The sequence below is a fragment of the Bacteroides sp. B1-V-101 genome (assembly GCF_023656585.1).
Classification (GTDB): Bacteria; Bacteroidota; Bacteroidia; order Bacteroidales; family Bacteroidaceae; genus Bacteroides; species Bacteroides thetaiotaomicron.
The window spans coordinates 132,852-156,718 of the sequence record NZ_JAMOKH010000003.1; the positions used below are offsets into that span (position 1 = coordinate 132,852).

Genomic DNA, 23,867 nt, shown 5'->3' on the forward strand with positions numbered 1-23,867 from the left:
TGGGTGATTCGGAAAATCCCTCTTTCTCCTTACTCTTTTCGAGATTGTCAACCAACCTCACTTACATAAGCAGAAAGATCTGCAGCAGAGATGTTTTTGGCTATAATCACACCATTTCCATCCAATAAATAGTTTGTGAACCCCCGATTCAAACGGTACTTTTTAAATAATCCGGAGTCCTCGCCTTCTGTTTCCACGAAACAAGTGGGCGTAACTATTTGGTCCTTACGAACGGTTTCCTTAAAGATTGACTGGTATTCGTCAAACGAAACAGAAACCATTTCCACATTACGGGAAGAACGAAGCACATTGCTCAAACTTACGTTTTGCATCCGGGATTGCGCGTCATAACTTGCCCAAAAACTAAGCAACACATATTTACCTTTCAAATTACCCAACTTAAAAGCCGGTTGCCCATTCGACGCAGATTCGATTTTAAAATCAGGGGCTACGTCACCCTCACTCAAACCTCCGGTAGGTTTGTCTTTCTCAACGAAAGCGGTCAAGGAACAAATCAGTAATACAACAAAAATCCATTTTACATAAGAATTCATGTAATTCGGTTTTAGTTAATACTATCCGGGGACTGTCCTTAAACAGTGGTTTCTTCCCGAAACGTTGTCTTTTCAGGCATCAGGCGAAGAGGAATCCGCTGATTATCAGTGCCTTTAATTTTGAAACCGGGTGCAAAGGTAAGTAATTATTAAATTAACTTCCAAAAAAACAAGCCATTTTCTTACTTTTCGGGTATAACTTTTTATGTTATTTAGCATAAAAACGAACTTTTTTCCCTACTTTTGCAGCGTTAAAGTCTATTTTCTTATGCAACCATCAAATACTGAATTGATTCTGATTCGAGTTACCGGCGAAGATCGTCCGGGACTTACCGCTTCCGTAACTGAAATACTTGCCAAGTATGACGCTACTATCCTTGATATCGGACAGGCGGACATCCATAATACGTTGTCGTTAGGCATTCTTTTCAGAAGCGAAGAAAGGCATTCCGGATTCATAATGAAGGAGCTGCTGTTTAAGGCATCTTCATTGGGAGTAACCATTCGTTTCGAACCGATAGGAACCGACCAGTATGAGAACTGGGTAGGTATGCAGGGGAAAAACCGCTATATACTGACGGTATTGGGCCGCAAACTGTCCGCCCGACAGATCTCTGCCGCTACCCGCGTACTAGCAGAACAAGACTTAAACATTGATGCCATCAAACGTCTGACGGGGCGTATTCCTTTGGATGAGGACAAAACGGATACCCGTACCCGTGCCTGTATCGAGTTCTCCGTACGCGGTACCCCGAAAGACCGTATCGCCATGCAGGAGCGACTGATGCAGCTGGCTAGCGAACAGGAGATGGACTTTTCTTTCCAGCAAGATAATATGTACCGCCGTATGCGCCGTCTGATCTGTTTCGATATGGATTCTACCTTGATCGAAACTGAGGTAATCGACGAGCTGGCTATCCGTGCAGGTGTAGGTGATGAAGTAAAGGCCATTACAGAAAGCGCCATGCGTGGAGAAATAGACTTTACAGAAAGCTTCACACGTCGTGTGGCCCTGTTAAAAGGACTGGATGAATCAGTCATGCAGGAAATAGCAGAAAGCCTTCCTATTACGGAAGGAGTAGACCGCCTGATGTATGTACTGAAAAAGTATGGATACAAAATTGCTATTCTTTCCGGAGGATTCACCTATTTCGGTCAGTATCTGCAAAAGAAATACGGCATAGATTACGTATATGCGAACGAACTGGAAATTGTAGATGGCAAATTAACCGGACGCTATCTGGGAGACGTAGTAGACGGCAAACGAAAAGCCGAACTCCTCCGTCTGATCGCTCAGGTAGAGAAAGTAGATATTGCTCAGACGATAGCCGTTGGAGATGGTGCCAACGACCTTCCTATGCTGGGAATCGCCGGACTGGGAATCGCCTTCCACGCAAAGCCCAAAGTAGTGGCAAATGCCAAACAATCCATCAATACCATCGGGCTTGACGGAGTGCTCTATTTCCTGGGATTCAAAGATTCTTATTTGAATATGTAATTGAGACCAAAAATTATTTTATCTTTGTCGGCAAATAAAAAGAAGTAATGAAGTTTTCCGAACTAAAACTAAATGCAAATGTGCTTGATGCGCTTGACGCCATGCGATTTGACGAGTGCACGCCTATACAGGAACAAGCAATTCCAATCATACTAGAAGGTAAAGATTTGATAGCAGTTGCACAAACGGGCACTGGTAAAACAGCAGCATTCCTGCTGCCTATCCTGAATAAGTTATCCGAAGGAGGACATCCCGAAGATGCCATTAACTGTGTCATTATGTCCCCTACCCGGGAATTGGCGCAGCAAATCGACCAGCAAATGGAAGGCTTCTCCTATTTTATGCCCGCATCGAGTGTTGCCGTATACGGTGGAAATGACGGAATCCTTTTCGAACAACAGAAGAAGGGACTTACGTTAGGTGCAGATGTAGTAATAGCTACTCCCGGACGGCTGATAGCCCATTTAAGCCTTGGATACGTAGATCTTTCCAAGGTTTCTTATTTTATACTGGACGAAGCAGACCGTATGCTTGATATGGGATTCTACGAAGATATCATGCAAATCGTGAAATATTTGCCGAAAGAACGACAGACAATCATGTTCTCGGCAACTATGCCTGCCAAAATACAGCAACTGGCAAAAACAATTCTGAATAATCCGGCGGAAATCAAACTTGCCGTTTCAAGACCGGCAGATAAAATCATTCAGGCAGCTTATGTATGTTACGAGAATCAGAAGCTAGGTATCATACGCAGCCTTTTTACTGACGAAGTACCCGAACGTGTGATTATTTTCGCTTCCTCCAAAATCAAGGTTAAAGAAGTAACAAAGGCTCTGAAAATGATGAAACTGAATGTAGGAGAAATGCATTCGGATCTTGAACAGGCACAACGTGAAGTGGTCATGCACGAATTTAAAGCCGGAAGAATCAATATTCTGGTTGCTACGGATATCGTTGCTCGTGGTATCGATATTGACGACATCCGATTGGTTATCAACTTTGATGTCCCCCATGACAGCGAGGATTATGTGCACCGTATCGGACGTACAGCACGTGCCAACAATGACGGAGTAGCACTCACCTTTATCAGCGAGAAAGAACAGAGCAACTTCAAATCCATCGAGAACTTTCTTGAAAAAGAAATATATAAAATTCCCGTTCCCGCCGAATTAGGAGAAGCACCGGAATACAAGCCCCGCTCTTACAACAATAAGAGAGGTGACAGTTCTAAAAGAAGAAGCTTCGGAGGAAAAAGGAATAACAACAATGGAAAAAAAGGCAATAACCGCCCCTCTTCTCCTGCAAGAAACTAAAAAACATTTGGCTATTTCGTCGGAGTAATAGTCAACTTGCCGCTAAAACTGACAGTCAAATTTGCTATACTGTAAATAGAACTTTCCGGAATGGATAAAACAGCCTGATAATGGAAACCATTCCGGTCTACCTTTACAAATTTAGTATCAGATAAAATTGCCTGCACCAGGAAATCCGCAGGAACCACACTTTCAAACATCTGCTTGGTAATATCACTGGCAAACAGGCTCTTCTTGCCTTCATACACACAAATGTGCATCACATTATCGTAGTACACATTATCCATACTAATACCGTCTTCAGTATATATCGTCTTGATCACCCTCATTTTGGATGGATTGATATACACATAAGCACGATAGCGGCTACCATTATAGTTCACAATACTATCGCGCTTCGTTACTTCCGTATAGGTGGGAATAATCATTTCCTGACCGACAAAAGATAACGAATCATTAGGATCTTCAGATTTATGCAATCTGATCATATTATCTGCAATCGAATGAAACCAGAAAATATGCTCCCCCTGCTTATCTATCTTATAATAGGTAGTATCATTGCCATAAGTATAAAGAGTATCCCGTATAATTTTGAATGTAATAGGAGCGCTCTGCGAATCTGCATAATAGATGGTATCCCCTTCTATACGCATCAACGGGCTCTCAGTCTCATCATCCAGCCAGATTCCTTGCAGCAGTTCTTTCGCACTCAAATCCTCCTCTTGTCCGGAGGAAGAGTGCGGATTCTTACTGCTGTTACATGCTGCGAGCAAGATCGCTACTAACGATATCGCTACATATTTCGTCATTTGTCTAAATTTTGTGTATAAAGATACTCTAATTATCTTATTTACCAATGCATGAATAAATAAATCCGAGCTCTTCCATTTCTTTTTTATCATAGATATTGCGTCCATCCAACACAATTTGCTGATTCATAGTCTTTTTGATGACAGCCCATGAAGGCAGACGGAATTCTTTCCATTCGGTAATTAACATCAGGACATCAGCATCAAGTACCGCATCATACATATCGCGGGCGTAATAAATAACATCACCGATACGACGTTTACACTCATTCATTGCAGCCGGATCATATGCGCGTATCTGACAACCTGCTTTCAGAAGTTTATCGATCAATACCAATCCCGGAGCCTCACGCATATCATCCGTTTCCGGTTTAAAAGCCAATCCCCACAAGGCGATGGTCTTACCTCTCAAATCACCATTAAACTGCTTCATCAGTTTTTCAAACAAGACTCCTTTCTGCGCCTCATTCACATCTTCCACCGCACGAAGTACACGCATAGTATACCCGTTTTGCTCGGCAGTCTTGATCAATGCTTTCACATCTTTAGGAAAACAAGAGCCACCATATCCGATACCTGGGTATAGGAACTTGCGTCCGATACGAGTATCAGAACCGATACCGCTACGTACCATATTTACGTCGGCACCTACCAGTTCACACAAGTTCGCGATGTCATTCATAAAGCTGATACGGGTTGCCAACATAGAGTTAGCCGCATATTTCGTCATTTCAGCCGATGGGATATCCATGAAAATAACACGGAAGTTATTCAATAAAAACGGCTTATAGAGTTTCGACATCAGTTTCTCCGCACGAACAGACTCCACTCCTACCACTACACGGTCCGGACTCATAAAGTCGCTGATAGCATTGCCCTCTTTCAGAAATTCCGGATTGGAAGCCACATCAAACTCAATGTTCACTCCTCTTTTATCCAGTTCTTCCTGTATAGCGGCACGAACTCTGCGCGCAGTACCTACAGGAACCGTGCTCTTCGTCACTACCAATTTATATTGATTCATATTACGACCGATGGTGCGGGCAACTTCCAGCACATAACTCAAATCAGCACTGCCATCTTCGTCCGGAGGCGTACCGACAGCACTAAATATAACCTCAACATCGTCCAGGCAACTCTCAAGCGAAGTCGTGAATTTCAGTCTTTTTGCCTTGACATTGCGAAGTACCATTTCTTCCAATCCATTCTCATAGATCGGAATCACTCCTTTCTGCAAAGATTCTATTTTCTCGCTATTCGTATCTACACAAGTTACATTTACGCCAATTTCAGCAAAACATGTTCCAGTTACCAAACCAACATAACCGGTTCCGACAATCGCTATTTTCATATCTATCGTTTGTTAGAGTTTATTCAAAATATACAGCATCTCTGAAAGCCATGCCCTCTTTATCCTTGGGCGACAAAAGCATCTGCGACTCCCCAAGCATCCAGTCGATGCCTAACGTTTCATCATTATATACTATAGACGCTTCCGCTTGCGGAGCATATTTATTGTCTACCTTATACATGAACACAACTTCTTCGCTCAACACCACAAAGCCATGAGCAAAACCACGGGGAATAAAAAACTGCCTTTTATTTTCTTCACTGAGCAATGCGCTGACATGTTTTCCAAAAGTCGGTGACGACCGGCGCAAATCGACAGCAACATCCAGCACCTTTCCTTTCAGAACGCGAACTAACTTTGCCTGGCTGTATTCACCCTTCTGATAGTGCAGTCCCCGCAATACGCCAAAGGACGATTTCGATTCATTATCCTGCACAAAGTCTACCGGACCGATTTTCGCTTCAAACTCCTCTTTCTTAAAGGCTTCCATAAAGTAGCCCCGTTCATCAGAATAAACATTGGGTTCTATCAGCCACACCCCATCTATTTCTGTCTGTATATAGTTCATCGTTAGTAGTAATAAGTAAAACGATGCAAAAGTAGTGATTTTTTCGAAGTTTTCTGGGATATATTCAATTAATCTCTTAATTTTGCACTATGATTGAATTAGCACAACACATAGAGGCTCTGTTGTTAGAGAACGATTGCGTAATCGTTCCTAATTTTGGCGGATTCGTAGCACACTACGCTCCCGCAACCTATGTAAAAGAAGAAAATCTTTTTTTACCTCCTACCCGTATCATCGGTTTCAATTCTCAGCTTAAACTGAATGACGGCGTGTTGGTACAGTCCTATATGTCTGCGCATGACACCAGTTTTGCCGATGCTACCCGTATGGTGGAGAAAGAAGTGAACGCCTTCGTCGAGATTCTTCATGAAGAAGGTAAAGCCGATTTGGAAAACGTGGGTGAAATCCGTTATAACATTTACGGGAACTACGAATTCACTCCTTATGATCATAAGATAACGACTCCTTCATTATATGGATTGGATTCTTTTGAGATGCGTGAGCTCTCTGCGTTGCAGCGAAAAGAAAGAATACTGGTACCTGCCAGTCTAACGAAAGAAAAGAAAACGTATGAAATCAGCATCAGCCGTACCCTTCTTCGTAATGCTGCGGCAATGATTGCCGTTATCGTTATGTTCTTCGCATTCTCTACTCCTGTAGAAAATACGTATGTCGAGAAGAACAATTATGCCCAGTTGCTGCCTGCCGAGCTTTTTGAGCAAATAGAAAAACAATCGGTTGCAGTCACTCCTGTTTCTGTAGAAACAAAGCATAATCAAAAGAATGCGACTGGTCAGACGAAGAAAGTTACCGCTGATAAAGCCAGAACTTCAAGACCTATCGCTGTCAAAGAAGTCAAGGTTGCCAAGCAGGAAACAACACCGGCCGCACCGACAGCAACAATACCGACTACAACCGCAGTGACAACTCCGGTTGCACCCGCAGTTCAGCCACAGGCCAATCATCCCTTTCACATTATCGTAGCAGGAGGAATCGGTCTGAAAGATGCTGAAGCAATGGCAGAACAATTAAAGGCAAAAGGATTTGCCGAAGCGAAAGCCTTGAACAGCGATGGCAAAGTACGTGTCAGCATCCGTTCATTCGGAAATCGCGAAGAAGCTACCAAACAACTACTGGAGCTTAGAAAAAACGAAACTTATAAGAATGCCTGGTTACTGGCAAAATAAATCCCCTTTTGAAACATGAAACGAGTTCTTTGTCCTAAATGTGAGAATTACCTTTTTTTTGATGAAACCAAATACAGCGAAGGTCAATCGCTTGTATTCGAATGCGAACATTGTGGCAAACAATTCAGCATCCGTCTCGGAAAAAGTAAAGTAAAAGCCCTTAGAAAGGAAGAGAACCTGGAAGAAGAAGCGGAGGTTCATAAAGAAGAATTCGGTTATATTACGGTTATTGAAAACGTGTTTGGTTTCAAACAAGTACTTCCGTTGCAAGAAGGTGATAATGTGATAGGCCGTCGTTGCGTGGGTACCGTTATCAATACTCCGATCGAAAGCGGTGACATGAGTATGGACAGACGCCACTGCATCATTAATGTGAAGCGTAACAAACAGGGAAAGCTTGTCTACACATTACGGGACGCCCCCAGCCTCACAGGTACCTTTCTCATGAATGAGATTCTGGGAGATAAAGACCGCGTCCGCATGGAAGACGGAGCAATCGTAACTATCGGAGCTACCACATTCATTCTTCATACAGCTGAAGCTGAATAGAAAGAAAACTGTTTTTCTCCTTTCTATCAGAACTATCTTTGATATCATATATACACATAAAAACAGCGTCACCATTCACAACGAACAGTGACGCTGTTTTTATATGATATTACTTACTTAAAGGATACCCTTTACCGTTTCAAGCATACCTTTCTCCTGAATAGAATCCAGATCAGCCTTTACAGCTGCTGCCAGTCCCGGAATCTTATTCAAATCTTCGCCCCAGATAAACTCTGCTGCCAGTACACCTTCGGTAACCTTCTTCGTGCAACCGGTAGCCCAAAGCTCTTTCAGCAAGTTCATGATTTCAGGAGCATCGTTCGGTACAATTTCAGCCCCGTCTGCACGTACACCACCTTTATAATAAGTGATAATAGCAGCCAATCCGAGTACCAGTCCTTTCGGCAGTTCCCCTTTACGTTCCAGATAAGTCTTCAATCCCGGAAGATCACGAGTTTCATATTTCGGGAATGAGTTAAGCATAATGCTTGTTACCGCATGATCGACGAATGGATTGTTGAAACGTTCCAATACATCCTCTGCAAACTTCTTCAGTTCCTCTTTCGGAAGATTCAATGTCTCCATCAATTCATCAAACATCACTTTATGAATATACTTACCGATTACCTCATGTTGGCAAGCATCACGCACGATATTCACACCCGACAAGTATGCTACCGGAGAAAGAACCGTGTGAGGACCATTGAGCAAAGTTACTTTGCGTTCGTGATAAGGAGCTTCCGACGGAACAAACAACACATTCAGCCCTGCCTTATCAGCCGGGAATTCTTTTGCCACTTCCTGCGGAGCTTCAATTACCCACAGGTGGAAGATTTCAGCCTGCACAACAAGGTTATCATCGTACTGTATCTTTTCCTTGATAGCAGCAATATCCTTGCGAGGGAATCCCGGAACGATACGGTCTACCAATGTCGCATATACTCCGCAAGCTTCCTCAAACCAAGTCTTGAATTCATTGCCAAGATTCCACAGGTCGATATACTGATAAATCGTTTCTTTCAGCTTGTGGCCATTCAGGAAGATCAGTTCGCAAGGGAAAATGATCAGACCTTTCGTCTTGTCACCGTTGAATGTTTTAAAACGATGATACAGCAATTGAGTCAGCTTGCCCGGATAAGATGAAGCGGGAGCATCTTCCAGTTTGCAAGTCGGATCAAAGGCGATTCCGGCTTCTGTAGTGTTCGAGATAACAAAGCGCATTTCCGGTTGTTCAGCCAGCTTCATAAACTCGTCATTCTGCGTATAAGGATTCAATGCGCGACTGATTACATCAATCATTGTCAAGCTGTTAACCACTTCTCCTTTATCCAATCCTTGAAGGTTAACATGATACAAATCATCTTGTGCATTCAGCATATCGACCATACCTTTATCAATCGGTTGAACCACTACCACACTGCTGTTGAAGTCAGTCTTCTGGTTCATGTTGTAAATAATCCAATCTACAAATGCACGTAAAAAGTTACCTTCGCCAAATTGGATAATGCGCTCCAGACGTTGTACTTTAGGAGCTGTTTCTTTGTTTAATGCTTTCATGTTAGTTGTAATTTATAAAGTTGATATTATACAAATTCGAAATAAAAATCAATATTTTCCTTTATCATAATGTCGATAGGCATGTACTTTACCGGTTCAACGGATTTCTTGAAAACGACGTGGTCGCAAAGAGCTTTTACGCCACAATATCCCTGCAGCCCCGGGCGTTGTCCGATCAGATAATGCACATCACCGGATTTCAGCAATTCCACGTTTGCTTTCAGAAGGTCATATCCTATCAGCCCCTTCATGCTACGTCCCGCACTACGGAGATATTCGCCCAGCTGATAAACTCTGGAATTGAATACGACACCCAACGTAGCTTTCGGATGCAGCCGGAAAAATTCATCCAATGTCTTTTGATTATTTTCCTGATTAGACTTGTTCAGTACCACTTCATGAATCACCAACTCTTCATACTCTTCGGTGATAAAGCTCATAAATCCTGCCAAACGCCGTTGCATCTGTATTTCTGCCGGACTGTTCTTATTATTGCTCAAGAACAAAACCAGCTCCTGCCCCTCGCCGGCCTGATAGTTGCGCATTAATATTTTGGCGGCAATGTATCCGCTTTTATAAGAGTCCTGTCCGATATAGGTCAGTGCATTCGCTTCCTCCATATTGAAGTCAATGAATGCATAGGCTACTTTTTTAGCTTGCAGATAGTCTGTCAAAGCCAATGTCTCATTTCTGAAGTTCGGAGCGATCAGTACAGCATCGACATTACTTTCTTCAACCCTGCGACACACTTCCAGATAACTTTCCTTGTCCCCTTGCTGGTAACAAAGATAATCCACGCTCACATTGAAAGGACGCAATTCCTGACGTGCCCGCTCAATGCCTCCCACTACCGAATGCCAGTAGTCGTGCTCTATAAAATAAGGTATCAGACAAACGAAAGAATATTTCTTCTTGGCAGCCAGTCCGATAGCAAATACATTAGGCTGGTAGTGAATTTCATCCAATACCTTTTGTACTTTAGCCTTGCTTTGAGGAGATACGTCGCCGCGATTGTGCAGCACTCTGTCAACCGTTCCGGCGGAAACACCCGCCATACGGGCAATGTCTTTGATGGTATAGTTCTGGTCCTCCATAGTGCTAAAACTTAAATATTATAAATAATCGCTGCAAATATACGAATTATTTTGTTACTCCAAGTAAATTTTCTACTTTTGTGTTCGATAACGGTTAATAAAACTAAAACGAAGATTTACACCTATTAGCTTTAAAATCAATACTATATAGGTATAAATGCAGAAAGTAATAATTTTATATACTAAAAACACAGTAACAATGAAGAACTTCATGGATGAAAACTTTTTGCTGCAGACAGAAACTGCACAAAAGTTGTATCACGAGCATGCGGCTAAAATGCCGATTATTGACTACCACTGTCATTTAATCCCCCAAATGGTAGCTGACGACTACAAGTTTAAATCACTGACTGAAATCTGGTTGGGTGGCGACCACTACAAATGGCGTGCAATGCGTACAAATGGCGTAGACGAACGTTATTGTACAGGAAAAGATACCACAGACTGGGAAAAGTTCGAAAAATGGGCTGAAACCGTTCCTTATACCTTCCGCAACCCGTTGTATCATTGGACACACCTGGAATTGAAGACTGCTTTCGGCATCGACAAGATTTTAAGCCCCAAGACTGCACGCGAGATTTACGACGAGTGTAACGAGAAGCTGGCTCAGCCGGAATACTCAGCTCGCGGAATGATGCGTCGCTACCACGTAGAAGTAGTATGTACTACGGATGATCCGATTGATTCTCTGGAATATCATATCCAGACACGCGAAAGCGGTTTTGAAATCAAAATGTTGCCTACCTGGCGCCCGGACAAGGCAATGGCAGTAGAAGTTCCTGCCGACTTCCGCGCTTATGTAGAAAAACTGTCTGCAGTAAGCGGTGTGACAATCTCCAATTTCGACGATATGATTGCGGCTCTCCGCAAACGTCATGACTTCTTCGCAGAACAGGGTTGCCGCCTGTCCGACCACGGTATCGAAGAATTCTATGCAGAAGATTACACCGATGCAGAAATCAAAGCTATATTTAATAAGGTATACGGCGGAGCAGAATTGACTAAAGAAGAAATCCTGAAATTCAAGTCTGCTATGCTGGTAATCTTCGGCGAAATGGACTGGGAAAAAGGATGGACTCAGCAGTTCCACTACGGTGCTATCCGTAACAACAATACGAAGATGTTCAAATTGCTAGGTCCCGATACAGGCTTCGACTCTATCGGCGAATTTACAACAGCCAAGGCAATGTCTAAATTCCTCGACCGCCTGAACGTTAACGGCAAGTTGACCAAGACAATCCTTTATAACCTGAATCCTTGCGCCAATGAAGTGATTGCCACTATGCTGGGCAACTTCCAGGATGGCTCGATAGCCGGCAAGATTCAGTTCGGTTCCGGATGGTGGTTCCTCGACCAGAAAGATGGTATGGAAAAACAAATGAACGCGTTGTCAGTACTTGGACTTTTGAGCCGTTTCGTAGGTATGCTGACAGACTCCCGTTCATTCCTTTCCTATCCACGCCATGAATACTTCCGCCGTACATTATGTAATTTGGTAGGACGTGATGTGGAGAACGGAGAAATTCCGGTATCTGAAATGGATCGCGTAAATCAGATGATCGAAGACATCAGCTACAACAACGCCAAGAACTTCTTCAAATTCTAAAACAAGAATTACTAAATAGTAATACCGCTGTCGGGGCCCGATGCTCCACAGCGGTATTTTTTTTAAAACTAACGCTCCTCTCCCTGCAGTTTCATATACGATTCTATTGTCACTTGTCACCTTTTATAGTTAAAGAGTTAGTAATCAATAAGATTGTGGTGACAATAAGCGGTGATAATAAGGTGATAATAGAATTTATATGAATTCATTTATCACTTTCTATTATCACCCATATCTCCTACTACACTGATTACCAACATTTAAACAGGAACTAACTTCTTTTTCTTTTTATCACAGAGAACTGGATTTTCGACCCGAAAATTGTATTTTACCCCCTTTTTGCCTTCTATAATTCCTATTAATCAATTATTTCTCCCCCCAGTCACAACAAAATTTTATTTGCTAAAGCATTAAACGATGCTTCTTTGGCCTCCTAAGACATTTTAGATGGCATGTATAATAGTTAAAGCCAGTATACTTAATACATCAACAAGCCTTGATTAATACATTTTGCAGGATATATGCTCTCGTTTTACGTACGTGAAACATTCAGACTACGCACGTGATCCCATCAGCCCACGTACATGAACCGATGGGATCACGTACCTGAAACTTGTTCTTATTGCTTTCAAAAGACATTAACTTAGCATACAAAAGGGATTAATCAACGAAGCATAGACTATTAAACCAGGCAGGTCTGATTAAATCGGCAAGCATCTTTCGGGCTAAGGAGCAACAAGTCCCGAAGAGTAGGCTCAAATTGAGTTGAAGAGTAGTCCTCACAAGATTTACAACTGATCCCTTACAAGGCAGTTCATATAAACAAAAAAAGAAGTAACTAAGTTACTTCTTCATTCTTTGTACACCCTCAGGGATTCGAACCCTGGACCCACTGATTAAGAGTCAGTTGCTCTACCAACTGAGCTAAGAGTGCAACATTTTTTTATATTGCAACTTTGGATTTGTACACCCTCAGGGATTCGAACCCTGGACCCACTGATTAAGAGTCAGTTGCTCTACCAACTGAGCTAAGAGTGCTTATTTCCTCGTTTGCGGTTGCAAAAGTAGGTCTTTTATTTCATTTGACCAAACAATAATGCAGCTTTTTTACTATCTTTTTTTCGTTATTATTCGAACACATAAAGCTCAGAAGGCGTATTTCGCTTTAAAGCAAGTAGTTGCACATCTTTACCTACAATTACACCTTTGTTCTTTAATTTCCATTCTACCGTTTTATATGCCAGCTCCGGATGATTATTGTCTTTGCTCAGATGACACAACCAGATATAACGCAGGTGCTCGGTGATATTTTCTGCCAGGAATTCAGCAGTAGCAGAATTGCTCATGTGTCCGGTCCTGCTCATGATCCGTTCCTTCAGATATTGGGGATAAGGTCCCATTTTAAGCATTTCTTCGTCATAGTTCGCTTCCAGAATCAGATAGTTTGCCTTGCTGATATAATCTGCCGCCGTCGGAGTGATTTCCCCTAAGTCGGTTAAGAAAGAAAAGACTTTGCCGTCTATTTCTATACAATATCCTACATTATCCGTCCCGTCATGAGGAACTTCAAAAGATTCGATACGGAAATCTTCGAGCATCATAGGCACTTGCTTTTCAAGATAACGAACCGATGTGCTGAGCTTTTCCGTCATACAATAACTACGATTAATCCCCTCATGAATACGAGCCGTGGTGTAAACAGGTATATTCATCTTTTCCCCCAAATGCCCTACAGCCTTGATGTGATCCGCATGATCGTGCGTTACAAATACGGCACGTATACTTTCCATCAGAATATTGAAATCTTTCAGTGTTTTCTTGATGGTACGGATGCCGATACCGGCATCTATCAGTATTCCATAGGTATCAGTACCCAGATAATAGCAGTTCCCACTGCTGCCACTCGCCAGGCTTATAAATCTTACTTTCATGTTTTATCTTTCTTTATTAAAATGCAAAATGCCGTCAACTTTTACAGCAAAGTGACGGCAAATATACATAAAAAAGAAGATAATTACCGAGAAGATTTCTTCTTTTTGTCGATGGATTCGGTGATTTTTGCGAATAATAGCAAAGCTATAGCGGCAATCAGCCCGATAGCAGCGAAATAATACCAGATATAATGCGCATTCGCACTGGCGGCCTCCCATGCCGCACGAGTTTCAAACAAGGCAGGGTCCGGACAATATTTTGTCAACAGAATACCAGCCAGCCCGAAACCGAATATAGAAGAAAGGAATGAGTGCAGATGACTGAATCCTAAATACATACCTTCCTCTCCCTTAGGAGCCTGCAGAGAGAAATACTCCAGATACCGCGGCGAAATGAAACATTCGGCAAGCGCCTGTACAACAATACCAGCCACCATCATCAGAGTAATATTGCTCATTCCTGAGATAATATCATTTCCCAATATGTTTCCACAAGCCATCAGCAATGCAGAAACAGGAATTAGGAACATACCCACATTCATCGAAGTAATCGCACTGCGCTTTGCCATCAAACGAGTGATAAAGCTGACACAACATACCACCACAAAAGGATTAACGTTCGCGATCCATCCCGGTTTAGCTGTTTCGCCTGCGAGACGGATGACGTACTTAGGCATAGTGGCATAAAGTTGCTGTTGTACCATCCAGAAGCCTGTTACGATTAAAATGAGAATCAATAAACGCCAGTTAGTCATAATCCGCATAAAGCCCTGCCCTATCTCACGCAGACTTTTTCCTTCACCTGCCGTATGAGTCGATTTATATAGCAGGATCACTGCCAGCAAGGCAATCACCGTCATCGCCCCGGAGAAATAGTTAATGTAAATATAAGCTTGTTCGCCGATCACATTTCTCAAAGGGTCGATAATTGTCTTACCCGTAAAAGCACCGACATTGACCATCATATAAAAAATAGAATAACCACGGGCGCGGGTCGCTTCCGTTGTCTCCTTAGCCACAGATGCGGAAATAATAGACTTGATAAAAGAACCTCCTATCATAAGGATAAACAGGATAGGAACGATAATCCACCGGGAAGAACTGTCCGGCAAACCATTAAACCGGGTAGTCGCACCGTAACTCACCAACCCTGCCGCTTCGAGCAATGTAGGGAATACGCCCAGCCCCAAATAACCGATAGATAATAAAGAAAAGGCAATAATCATCGACTTCCGGAAACCTATCTTATCTGCATAAGCACCCGAAAATATAGGAAGCAGATATAATCCTCCGGAGAAAAGGCCGGAAATCATACTTGCTTCGAAATCATTAAAACCTAAAATACTGGATAAATAAATAGTGAGAACGATAAAAACAGCATAATATGCCATACGTTCAAACAGTTCGACTGTGTTACTCACCCAAAAGGCTCTTGTAAAACCTTTGGCGGCACGCTGAGGGGAATTGTTCATGTAATCTCTGTTTTTTTATTAAAATGTTAATTCAGCGCAAATATACGTTTTTTTAGCTTACAGTCCGTATCTTTGTCCTAAATTACGTATTCTAAATATATCATAATGACTATAGCTGTTGATTTTGACGGAACGATTGTAGAGCATCGTTATCCACGTATTGGTGAAGAAATTCCATTTGCAGTTGAAACGCTGAAATTGTTACAACAAGAAAAGCACCGTTTAATCTTGTGGAGTGTACGCGAGGGAGAACTTCTGGACGAAGCCATAGAATGGTGCAGAGCCAGAGGACTGGAGTTTTATGCAGCCAATAAAGACTATCCGGAAGAAGAAAGAGATCATCAGGGCTTTTCCCGAAAACTGAAAGCCGATCTGTTTATAGACGACCGGAATGTCGGCGGTATTCCCGACTGGGGAATTATCTATGAAATGATAAAAGAGAAAAAGACATTTGCCGATATATACAGCCAGCAAAGAGAAGAAAATACCAGTCAGAAGAAAAAAAGAAAATGGTTGCCGTTTTAATCTCCGACGCGAAAGATCAGACTTACATCCATTAATAAAAATGCATAATGCACTCCGGGCACATCGCTTCAGAGTGCATTATGCATTTTCTGAGGAGATCTGAAACTTACATTACTCCTTTTGACCTTCCCACTTTTCTCTATATTCCCACAGTTGCTCAATGGTAGGATGAAAAGTCGGATTTTCCCAGTTTTTGGAAATCATCGAAATTAAAGACTCCAGATAAAGTTTACCATCAATGATTGAAGTACACGCATTAACCTGATACTTTTCTGTCGGGTAATTCTTTGTTTCAAGCATCTTTTTCGCCCAGCCCAACAGCTCCTGGACCGATTCTTCATCATAAGTATGTTGTGCCATATTTTTATATTTTCCTACAAAGATAAAGATAAAAACGAGAATATGCAGACCCGGACAAGCACTTTTAGTATTTCACCTTATATAATATAGATTTCCCGAGAGTGAAAAGATGCCTTTCATGCTTTCCTGGCATTAATCAAAAGCAAAGTTGTCATTCACTTTTATTAGTGTTAATTTCTTTATTCCATATTTTTATTGTATGTTTGTGAGCATATAGCTTCTTGCAGCAATCAAGAAGTTGTATAAATTAATCAATAGCAAACAAATCAGAGCATCATACATAGACAAAAACAAAGGACAAATGAACCCAAGTGAAACAGAACCTACCCAAAATGTAATGTCATCTTCAGCACCAGAAACATTCCCTTTAATAAAAGATCAACTTCTATTTGCAGAAAGTATCTACGCTTGTCTGCCAATGAGTATTGAGATCTATGATACAAATGGTATCTTGCGCAGTATCAATGAACATGCATTGCAGATGTATGGAGTCACTGATAAAACGACTGTAGTTAATATCGTCAATCTTTTTAATAGTCCTTATGTGGACGAAACTCTCAAAAATCGCATTCAGAGAGGCGAAGATATTGTTCTGGAATTCGAATACGACTTTGACCGGATAAAAGACAACGCATACTTCTCTACCCAAAATAAGAACACGATCATTTATGAAGCAAAGGTCGTTCCCCTGCGAAGCAAGGAGGGAGAAATCATCGGGCATATATTGCTTTCCAACGATGTGACTGCCATAAAAGAAGCTGAATTCCGTACGGATGAAAGCAAAAAGAATCTGGAAATGGCAATGGAAGCGGCCTCTATGTCGTCTTGGGTATATGACGTGTATAAAAAAACATTCAATCCATTACATGGAGATCCTATAGCTAAAAAAAACACGACATTAGATCAGATTCTAAATATACTGCATCCACAAGATCATGAACCTTTAATACAACTTTTATCACAACTGACCAACAAAGAAATTCTGCAAGGAAACATCACCTTACGTTTCTATAATGAAGAAGAAAAGCAATACCGCTATTATGAAAGCATGATGCGGTTATCTTTCGAACATTTTGGGAAATTGCTGATTATAGGAACCCAACTGGATATAACGGAAAGGATGCAAATGGTAAAGAAGACGCAGGAATTAATCGCCAAGCGTGAACTGGCCATGAAAGTCAGCAATATCATTCATTGGGATTTCGATGTACGGACTCAAGAGTTCGAAGCCTATAATGACCCGATCAATGATTATGCCAGTGATAAACTGGTGAGCATCCAACGATACATGGATGTTATTCATCCTGAAGACCGTTCTTCATCCTATGATGCCATACAGTCTATGCTATCAGGCAAGGAACTCACCATTAACTTCACTTGCCGTATGCAAACGAAGTATGATGAATCCTGGCAATATTGTAATATCATAGGCGTTCCATTCGAGAAAGACGAATATGGCAACAACGTACGATATACCGGTTTCAGGCAAAATATCTCCAAGCTTCATCAGCTGAATGAAGAACTTGAAGAAAGAAACTACAAAATGCAGCTCACCTTCAAAACTGTAGGCATGTCTTACTGGGATTTTGAAGTAAAAAGCAAACAATTCAAAGCATTTAATGACCCCGTGAATGACTTCCATTCTGAAAATGTAATCACACCTGAAGACTATCTGCATGTCACCCATCCGGAAGACATCGAGCTGGTCCGCAACCATATTAATTATATGATTGGAGGAACAACTAAGGATCTCAACTTCAAATTCCGATCCAAAACTAAATGGGACAAAGAATGGCAGACTCTCATTGTTACCGGCATACCAGTGGAAAGAGACAAGAAAGGCAATGTAATTCGCTACACCGGTATTAAAGTCAACAATACGAAATGGGAGAAAATGGCACAGCAACTAAAGGAACTGAAAGACAAAGCCGAACTTTCCGACCGTCTGAAATCGGCTTTCCTTGCCAATATGAGTCACGAAATACGTACGCCTCTGAACGCCATCGTCGGCTTCTCCGAACTGATGGTATATTCTGAAGATCCGGCAGAAAAAGAAGAATACATGAGCATCATCCAATCCAATAATGAGTTGTTATTGCGATTGATTAATGATATCCTCGACCTTTCCAAGATTGAATCGGGAATTCTTGAACGCAAAAGAGAAACATTCAATTTAGCCAAAGTATGCAACGAGCTTTATACCATGATCCAGCCAAAGATAACCAATCCGGATGTTGAGTTTCAAATGGACAATTCCGGTCCGGACTGTTGGATTTTCCTGGATAGAAGCCGGCTCAAGCAAGTATGGATGAACTATCTTACAAACGCTGTCAAATGCACCAAATCCGGATATATAAAAATGGGATACAGCATCGAAAGAGAAGGAATCCGGATCTATGTGGAAGATTCCGGAGTCGGTATCCCGGAAGAATTACAGGAACGAGTGTTTGGACGTTTCCAGAAGCTCAATGAGTTTGCCCAGGGTACCGGACTCGGACTGGCTATCTCAAGAGCTATCATTGAAGGAGCCGGAGGAGAAGTCGGATTTACTTCCACTCCCGGTATTGGATCGACTTTCTGGGCATGGATTCCTTGTGAAATCAGCACTCAGAAGGAACATAACCCAACTATTTCACTGCCATTGCAACACCAGCTTTCTTTGAACGAAATCGACAAGAAGGAACTGAAGATATTAATTGCCGAAGATAATGAAAGTAACTATTCGTTGGTGCAACATATTCTCAAAAGCTACCATCTAACCCATGTTCAAAATGGAGCGGAAGCAGTAAATAAAGTACGTGAGGAAGAGTTCGATCTTGTTCTCATGGATATGAAAATGCCTGTCATGGGAGGACTGGAAGCAACCCGCAAAATCCGTGAGTTTAATAATAGGATACCTATTATTGCACTTACAGCCAATGCTTTTGATGCTGACAGAATCAGCGCTCTTGACGCAGGATGCAATGAATTTCTTGCCAAACCATTGAAGAAAAGTCAGTTGCTTGAACTCTTCTCAAAGAAATGGTAAGTTATATGTTAACATACAATTATAAAGTTTATCTAAGTACTCTGATAGTATTGACCGTTTATAAATTCATAAATTAAGTTGTTCGGTTCTTTTTATTGCCCGGATTCAACTTATTATTTATACCTTTACGAACTATAAACTTAATTAGATAAACTATTAAAAGTAACGATCATGAAAAAAGTTATCATTCTGGCATGTTCCTGCTTTCTTCTGGCAGCATGCGGAAACAGTGCGAAAACAAACAATAGTACAAGTGCGGACAGTACAGCAACCCAAGTGGCTGATATACATAATGCCGAAACATCGCTTGATTATGAAGGGACCTATAAAGGTGTCTTTCCTGCTGCCGACTGTCCGGGCATTGAAACAACTCTGACATTAAATCCTGACAAGACGTTTACTCTTCACTCTGTATACATCGACCGGGACAGTTCATTTGATGAAAAAGGAACTTATACACTGGAAGGTAATATCCTGACTTTAAAAGAAGAAGGTGGAGAGATATCTTATTATAAAGTAGAAGAAAACAAAGTTCGTCTGTTAAACGATGACAAACAAGAAATAACGGGAGCACTTGCCGAACATTATATTCTAAACAAAGAATAGACAAGAAAATCCTGTCCTTATCAAAAGATACCGGAAACAAAGCGGCTGATCAGTCATTTTATTTCCGGTATCTTTTTTTGTTTCTATGTTTTATCGTTTTCAGAGAACAATTTCAATATTTTTTATGTTTATATAAATAAAAAGCAAACTTATAAAAAGAACGACTTATGATTTATAATTTTTTATTCCCCACAAAGCCAAATACAACTAAAGTATCCTTGTTTTTATTGGCAGTCCGCATCATTTTCGGAATATTATTAATGAACCACGGTATACAGAAATGGAGCAATTTCCAGGAGTTATCCACGGCTTTTCCTGATCCGATCGGGCTGGGCAGTTCCATATCCCTCGGTTTGGCGATCTTTGGTGAGTTGGTATGTTCAATGGGCTTCATCTTCGGCTTTCTGTACCGCTTGGCAATGATCCCGATGATTTTTACGATGATAGTTGCCTTTTTTGTCATCCATGCTAATGACGTATTTGCAGTAAAAGAATTGGCATTCATCTACTTAGTAGTATTTGTATTAATGTACATTGCCGGACCCGGTAAATTTTCCATAGATCATTTCATTGGAAACAAGTTGGCACACAACAAACGTAAATGATATAAAAACAAGAAATAATAACCTTGATTAATTTAAAAATGTTATATTTGCATCTATTAAAAAGAGAATTTATCAACATTTTATTAATCAAAAAGTAAAGTAAACATGAAAAAAAGCAAACTGACATTAGTAGCGGTTGTACTTAGTGGTAGCTTATTATTCAGCTCCTGTGTTGGATCATTTGGCTTATTCAACCGTTTAAGTTCCTGGAATCAAGGAGTCGGAAACAAATTTGTAAATGAGCTTGTATTTTTAGCTTTCAACATTGTTCCGGTTTATGGCGTAGCATACCTTGCTGATGCCTTAGTAATCAACTCTATCGAATTCTGGAGTGGTTCCAACCCGATGGCTAATGTGGGCGACGTGAAGAAGGTAAAAGGAGAAAACGGTAACTATATGGTTAAAACACTTGAAAATGGCTATTCAATTACGAAGGAAGGCGAAACAGCTTCTATGGATTTGATCTACAACAAAGAAGCTAATACCTGGAATGTAGTTGCAAACGGCGAAAGCTCTGAGTTGCTAAAGATGAATAACGACGGTACTGCTGATCTGTTCTTACCAAACGGCGAAAAAATGAACGTTACATTGGACGCTCAAGGTATGATGGCTGCCCGTCAGGCTACTATGAGCAACCTGATGTTTGCCGCTCGTTAAAAGCATATACCATAAACAAAAAGGAGATGAAACCGTACAACCAGTTTCATCTCCTTTTTTATTAGCAATGATTGATCAGAAAGGATATCCTACCGCAAAATGGAAAGCAAAATCACGACTGAACTTAGGATGGATAATCGGATAACGATCTTTCCCCTTTTCATAAACAGGATTAAGCGCCTTCATACCTCCGTCAAAACGAAGAATGAAGAAATCCAGATCCAGACGAAGCCCTAATCCGTACGCTACCGCTATTTGCTTATAGAATTTATCGAATTTAAAGACTCCTCCCGGCTGATTGTCATAATCACGAATGGTCCATATATTACCGGCGTCCACAAAGATGGCTCCCTGAAACTTCCAGAATAATTTGCTTCGATATTCAATGCTGGCATCCAGCTTGATATCACCGGACTGATCCAGTAAATTGGTATTTTCATCCCTCACAAAAGAGCCCGGCCCCAAGTCACGTACCGTCCACCCGCGAACACTGTTGGCACCACCGGAAAAGTATTGTTTCTCAAACGGGATAGTCTTCGCATTCCCGTAAGGAACAGCAATGCCCATACCTATATGAAACGCAAACGAGTTACGATGATCTATCCTTATATTCTTAGAAAAGTCAAATTCTCCTTTCACATATTGTGCATATGGAATGCCCAGAATAGCATATTCCCCATCATTATTCTTACGGATATTCGTTGCTTTGGATAAAGCATACATGATATTTCCCGCTGATTCGAAATTAAAACGGATGGAATATGAATTGGAAGCAATTGTATTATTAATGATGGCACCACCAATACTATTGTAATGATAGCTATATCCCATATTAATAATCAAACGGTCCTGATAATTATACTGAAGAATATGGCTCTGCCCTTTGTTAATAAAATCATCCTTAAACCTCTCCGAAATTCTCGGCAAATAAAGGAAACCGATATTAATCAAATCGATACAATGTTGTATTTTCTGGCGTTGAGTCCACTTATAGCTCCATGAAGCCGATGCCATGGTACGTAGAAATTCGGGACGCATCTGATAATTATACTGTAATCCGAACTCTGTAGTGGCCCTAATCTTCCGTTTATAGTCCGAAGAGAGAAAAGGAAACAGGAAATTAGGAAAGTTGATACTTGTCTCCACCCCGTATTCCGTATAATTATTGTTAGAATAGCCTGCCTGAAGTCCGGAAATCACTTCATAAGCACCACGAAACTTGATCATAAAAGTCTCCGAACCGCGAAAGAGATTCCTGTTTTGAAAAGAGACGGAAGCTGCTGCTCCCAAATCACCGGCTGAATTGGTTCCTTCCAATTCAAAAGCTACCGACTTGTGTTTACTCTTGGTCAACATCACATAGCAGTCAAGCTTCGCCGTATCCCCTACCTGATTTTCAAGAAAACGGATATTGGTATATTTCAAGGCGGACAGACGTCCGAAATTGGAATAAGTCTGCTGCACATCCTGTTCATCGAACAAATCCCCCGGAGCAAAGCGAAGATTATCAGTAAGCATCTTCGGGCGTAAATAGAGTTTATCTTTATAATAAATAGGGTACCCTTTAAAATGAAGAGAATCATTGATATCCATACTGTTCAGCGCAGAAGATTGCAGGACATCATAATCCGTAATAAAGTTAATCTTATTTATCCAATATTGTTGGTGTGCTTTCACCGAATCGCTCACATGCGCTCTGTAGGCGTGCAAATGCAAGGTCAAGTCTACCTGATAAGTACCCCGAACCGTATCTGCCGTATAACCGACATAATCCTTATTGAACTTATAATAACCATTCCGAAGCAACTTGTCAGTAATTCGCTGACGCTCGGCATCCAGCACGTTCACATCAAATATCATTCCTTCTTTCAGCAGACTTTTGGCGGAATCCTGCTTCAGAAAATCAGCAATCTTAGGATCACGAATATCATATTTTAATGAATTGACAATATAAGGATCGCCGGCTGTCACCTCATAATACAGCTTGATCTTTTTCTTCTTTATTTTAGTCGAACGCTTCACTGTGGCCGCCATATAGCCCATATTGCGCATTGCCTTTGTAATTTCATCTTGCGAGCGCTGCGCTTCAGTCTCACTATAGATTACAGGAGCATCCCCGATTCTTCTCAGGAACTTATTTCCCCATTTAGTAGAGTCTCGTCCTGAAAGGTTGTAAACATAAAGCTGTGTTTTGATTAAACTGAACCATTTGGCATTAGGGTTCTGTCGCACATACATTCGTAAGGAAGAAGGACGGACATTTTTCTGATCTGTATGAATCTTGACTTCATCCAGCAGATAAGAGCCATCCGGCACATACTTAGTGGCAGTGCACGAAGCGAGCGACAGAATGATAATGGCAAAAGTAAATAAGTAAAGAAATCCTTTCCTCATACAGTATCTCTATAAAAGCGGAAGCAAATATATAGGGACAAAGATAGAGCATATTTTTCGTTCGGGGAAATTATCAAAACAATAATTAATGCGACAAAAGTTCTTTTCACCACGAATTATAGAAATTTGCAAAGTATGCTTTGCTAATACCTATATATTACTGACTATGTATCCTTGCAATTATTTCTATAAATCGTGGC

20 protein-coding genes and 2 tRNA genes are annotated in these 23,867 nt (G+C 41.2%); 10 read left to right on the forward strand and 12 right to left on the reverse strand.

Going from position 1 to position 23,867, the window contains the following annotated elements:
• Window positions 1–47: 47 nt before the first annotated feature.
• The gene (locus NBH01_RS03610; RefSeq protein ID WP_016267542.1) at window positions 48–554 is read right to left on the reverse strand and encodes a thioredoxin family protein; all 507 of its coding nucleotides are present in this window, start codon (window positions 552–554) and stop codon (window positions 48–50) included.
• A 268-nt stretch (window positions 555–822) separates the two neighbouring features.
• Here NBH01_RS03610 and serB point away from each other — a divergent pair, with 268 nt between their 5' ends.
• On the forward strand, window positions 823–2,052 hold the full coding sequence (serB, locus tag NBH01_RS03615; RefSeq protein ID WP_008765689.1) for a phosphoserine phosphatase SerB: 1,230 nt from the start codon (window positions 823–825) through the stop codon (window positions 2,050–2,052).
• Between the two features lie 47 nt (window positions 2,053–2,099).
• Window positions 2,100–3,368 carry a DEAD/DEAH box helicase gene (locus tag NBH01_RS03620; RefSeq protein WP_008765688.1) on the forward strand — a complete coding sequence of 423 codons (1,269 nt, stop codon included), beginning with the start codon at window positions 2,100–2,102 and terminating at the stop codon, window positions 3,366–3,368.
• A gap of 11 nt (window positions 3,369–3,379) precedes the next feature.
• Here the strand turns inward: NBH01_RS03620 and NBH01_RS03625 are convergent, their stop codons facing one another.
• The 3 genes from NBH01_RS03625 to rfbC are packed head-to-tail and all read right to left on the reverse strand — an operon-like array spanning window position 3,380 to window position 6,096.
• On the reverse strand, window positions 3,380–4,177 hold the full coding sequence (locus NBH01_RS03625) for a DUF4738 domain-containing protein (protein ID WP_011107473.1): 798 nt from the start codon (window positions 4,175–4,177) through the stop codon (window positions 3,380–3,382).
• Window positions 4,178–4,214: 37 nt separating this feature from the next.
• The gene (locus NBH01_RS03630; RefSeq protein ID WP_022472009.1) at window positions 4,215–5,528 is read right to left on the reverse strand and encodes a UDP-glucose dehydrogenase family protein; all 1,314 of its coding nucleotides are present in this window, start codon (window positions 5,526–5,528) and stop codon (window positions 4,215–4,217) included.
• Between the two features lie 19 nt (window positions 5,529–5,547).
• Window positions 5,548–6,096, reverse strand: coding sequence for a dTDP-4-dehydrorhamnose 3,5-epimerase (gene rfbC, locus NBH01_RS03635; protein WP_103877754.1), 549 nt, complete (start codon window positions 6,094–6,096; stop codon window positions 5,548–5,550).
• 89 nt (window positions 6,097–6,185) lie between these two features.
• On the opposite strand from rfbC, the gene NBH01_RS03640 reads away from it, so the two are divergent.
• Complete coding sequence (locus tag NBH01_RS03640) at window positions 6,186–7,283, forward strand: HU domain-containing protein (protein WP_011107471.1); 1,098 nt, start codon at window positions 6,186–6,188, stop codon at window positions 7,281–7,283.
• 15 nt (window positions 7,284–7,298) lie between these two features.
• On the forward strand, window positions 7,299–7,832 hold the full coding sequence (locus tag NBH01_RS03645; RefSeq protein WP_011107470.1) for an FHA domain-containing protein: 534 nt from the start codon (window positions 7,299–7,301) through the stop codon (window positions 7,830–7,832).
• 117 nt (window positions 7,833–7,949) lie between these two features.
• Here NBH01_RS03645 and NBH01_RS03650 read toward each other — a convergent pair whose 3' ends face one another.
• Window positions 7,950–9,389 carry a tagaturonate reductase gene (locus tag NBH01_RS03650; RefSeq protein WP_061473266.1) on the reverse strand — a complete coding sequence of 480 codons (1,440 nt, stop codon included), beginning with the start codon at window positions 9,387–9,389 and terminating at the stop codon, window positions 7,950–7,952.
• A gap of 26 nt (window positions 9,390–9,415) precedes the next feature.
• Entirely contained in the window at window positions 9,416–10,483 is a 1,068-nt protein-coding gene (locus NBH01_RS03655; RefSeq protein WP_250699998.1) for a LacI family DNA-binding transcriptional regulator, read from the reverse strand.
• Window positions 10,484–10,682: 199 nt separating this feature from the next.
• Between NBH01_RS03655 and uxaC the strand changes: the two genes are divergently transcribed.
• Complete coding sequence (gene uxaC, locus NBH01_RS03660) at window positions 10,683–12,089, forward strand: glucuronate isomerase (protein WP_008765680.1); 1,407 nt, start codon at window positions 10,683–10,685, stop codon at window positions 12,087–12,089.
• A gap of 861 nt (window positions 12,090–12,950) precedes the next feature.
• Here uxaC and NBH01_RS03665 read toward each other — a convergent pair.
• The 4 genes from NBH01_RS03665 to NBH01_RS03680 all read right to left on the reverse strand — a co-directional run bounded on the left by NBH01_RS03665 (window position 12,951) and on the right by NBH01_RS03680 (window position 15,492).
• Window positions 12,951–13,023: transfer RNA gene (locus tag NBH01_RS03665), tRNA-Lys, on the reverse strand.
• Window positions 13,024–13,054: 31 nt separating this feature from the next.
• Window positions 13,055–13,127, reverse strand: a tRNA-Lys gene (locus NBH01_RS03670).
• 89 nt (window positions 13,128–13,216) lie between these two features.
• The gene (locus NBH01_RS03675) at window positions 13,217–14,020 is read right to left on the reverse strand and encodes an MBL fold metallo-hydrolase (RefSeq protein WP_008761509.1); all 804 of its coding nucleotides are present in this window, start codon (window positions 14,018–14,020) and stop codon (window positions 13,217–13,219) included.
• An 83-nt stretch (window positions 14,021–14,103) separates the two neighbouring features.
• Complete coding sequence (locus tag NBH01_RS03680) at window positions 14,104–15,492, reverse strand: peptide MFS transporter (RefSeq protein ID WP_011107468.1); 1,389 nt, start codon at window positions 15,490–15,492, stop codon at window positions 14,104–14,106.
• A gap of 105 nt (window positions 15,493–15,597) precedes the next feature.
• Between NBH01_RS03680 and NBH01_RS03685 the strand changes: the two genes are divergently transcribed.
• Window positions 15,598–16,017 carry a BT0820 family HAD-type phosphatase gene (locus NBH01_RS03685; RefSeq protein WP_008761508.1) on the forward strand — a complete coding sequence of 140 codons (420 nt, stop codon included), beginning with the start codon at window positions 15,598–15,600 and terminating at the stop codon, window positions 16,015–16,017.
• Window positions 16,018–16,128: 111 nt separating this feature from the next.
• Here NBH01_RS03685 and NBH01_RS03690 read toward each other — a convergent pair whose 3' ends face one another.
• The gene (locus tag NBH01_RS03690; RefSeq protein ID WP_011107467.1) at window positions 16,129–16,377 is read right to left on the reverse strand and encodes a DUF6965 family protein; all 249 of its coding nucleotides are present in this window, start codon (window positions 16,375–16,377) and stop codon (window positions 16,129–16,131) included.
• A 301-nt stretch (window positions 16,378–16,678) separates the two neighbouring features.
• On the opposite strand from NBH01_RS03690, the gene NBH01_RS03695 reads away from it, so the two are divergent.
• From NBH01_RS03695 to NBH01_RS03710, 4 genes are all read left to right on the forward strand, one after another.
• Window positions 16,679–19,405 carry a hybrid sensor histidine kinase/response regulator gene (locus NBH01_RS03695; RefSeq protein WP_250699999.1) on the forward strand — a complete coding sequence of 909 codons (2,727 nt, stop codon included), beginning with the start codon at window positions 16,679–16,681 and terminating at the stop codon, window positions 19,403–19,405.
• 171 nt (window positions 19,406–19,576) lie between these two features.
• Entirely contained in the window at window positions 19,577–20,011 is a 435-nt protein-coding gene (locus tag NBH01_RS03700) for a copper resistance protein NlpE (protein ID WP_011107465.1), read from the forward strand.
• A gap of 167 nt (window positions 20,012–20,178) precedes the next feature.
• Complete coding sequence (locus NBH01_RS03705; protein WP_011107464.1) at window positions 20,179–20,616, forward strand: DoxX family protein; 438 nt, start codon at window positions 20,179–20,181, stop codon at window positions 20,614–20,616.
• Window positions 20,617–20,721: 105 nt separating this feature from the next.
• The gene (locus tag NBH01_RS03710) at window positions 20,722–21,273 is read left to right on the forward strand and encodes a DUF3332 domain-containing protein (protein WP_008765673.1); all 552 of its coding nucleotides are present in this window, start codon (window positions 20,722–20,724) and stop codon (window positions 21,271–21,273) included.
• Between the two features lie 75 nt (window positions 21,274–21,348).
• On the opposite strand, the gene tamL is transcribed toward NBH01_RS03710, so the two are convergent.
• The gene (gene tamL / locus NBH01_RS03715; protein WP_225665464.1) at window positions 21,349–23,667 is read right to left on the reverse strand and encodes a translocation and assembly module lipoprotein TamL; all 2,319 of its coding nucleotides are present in this window, start codon (window positions 23,665–23,667) and stop codon (window positions 21,349–21,351) included.
• Window positions 23,668–23,867 lie beyond the last annotated feature (200 nt).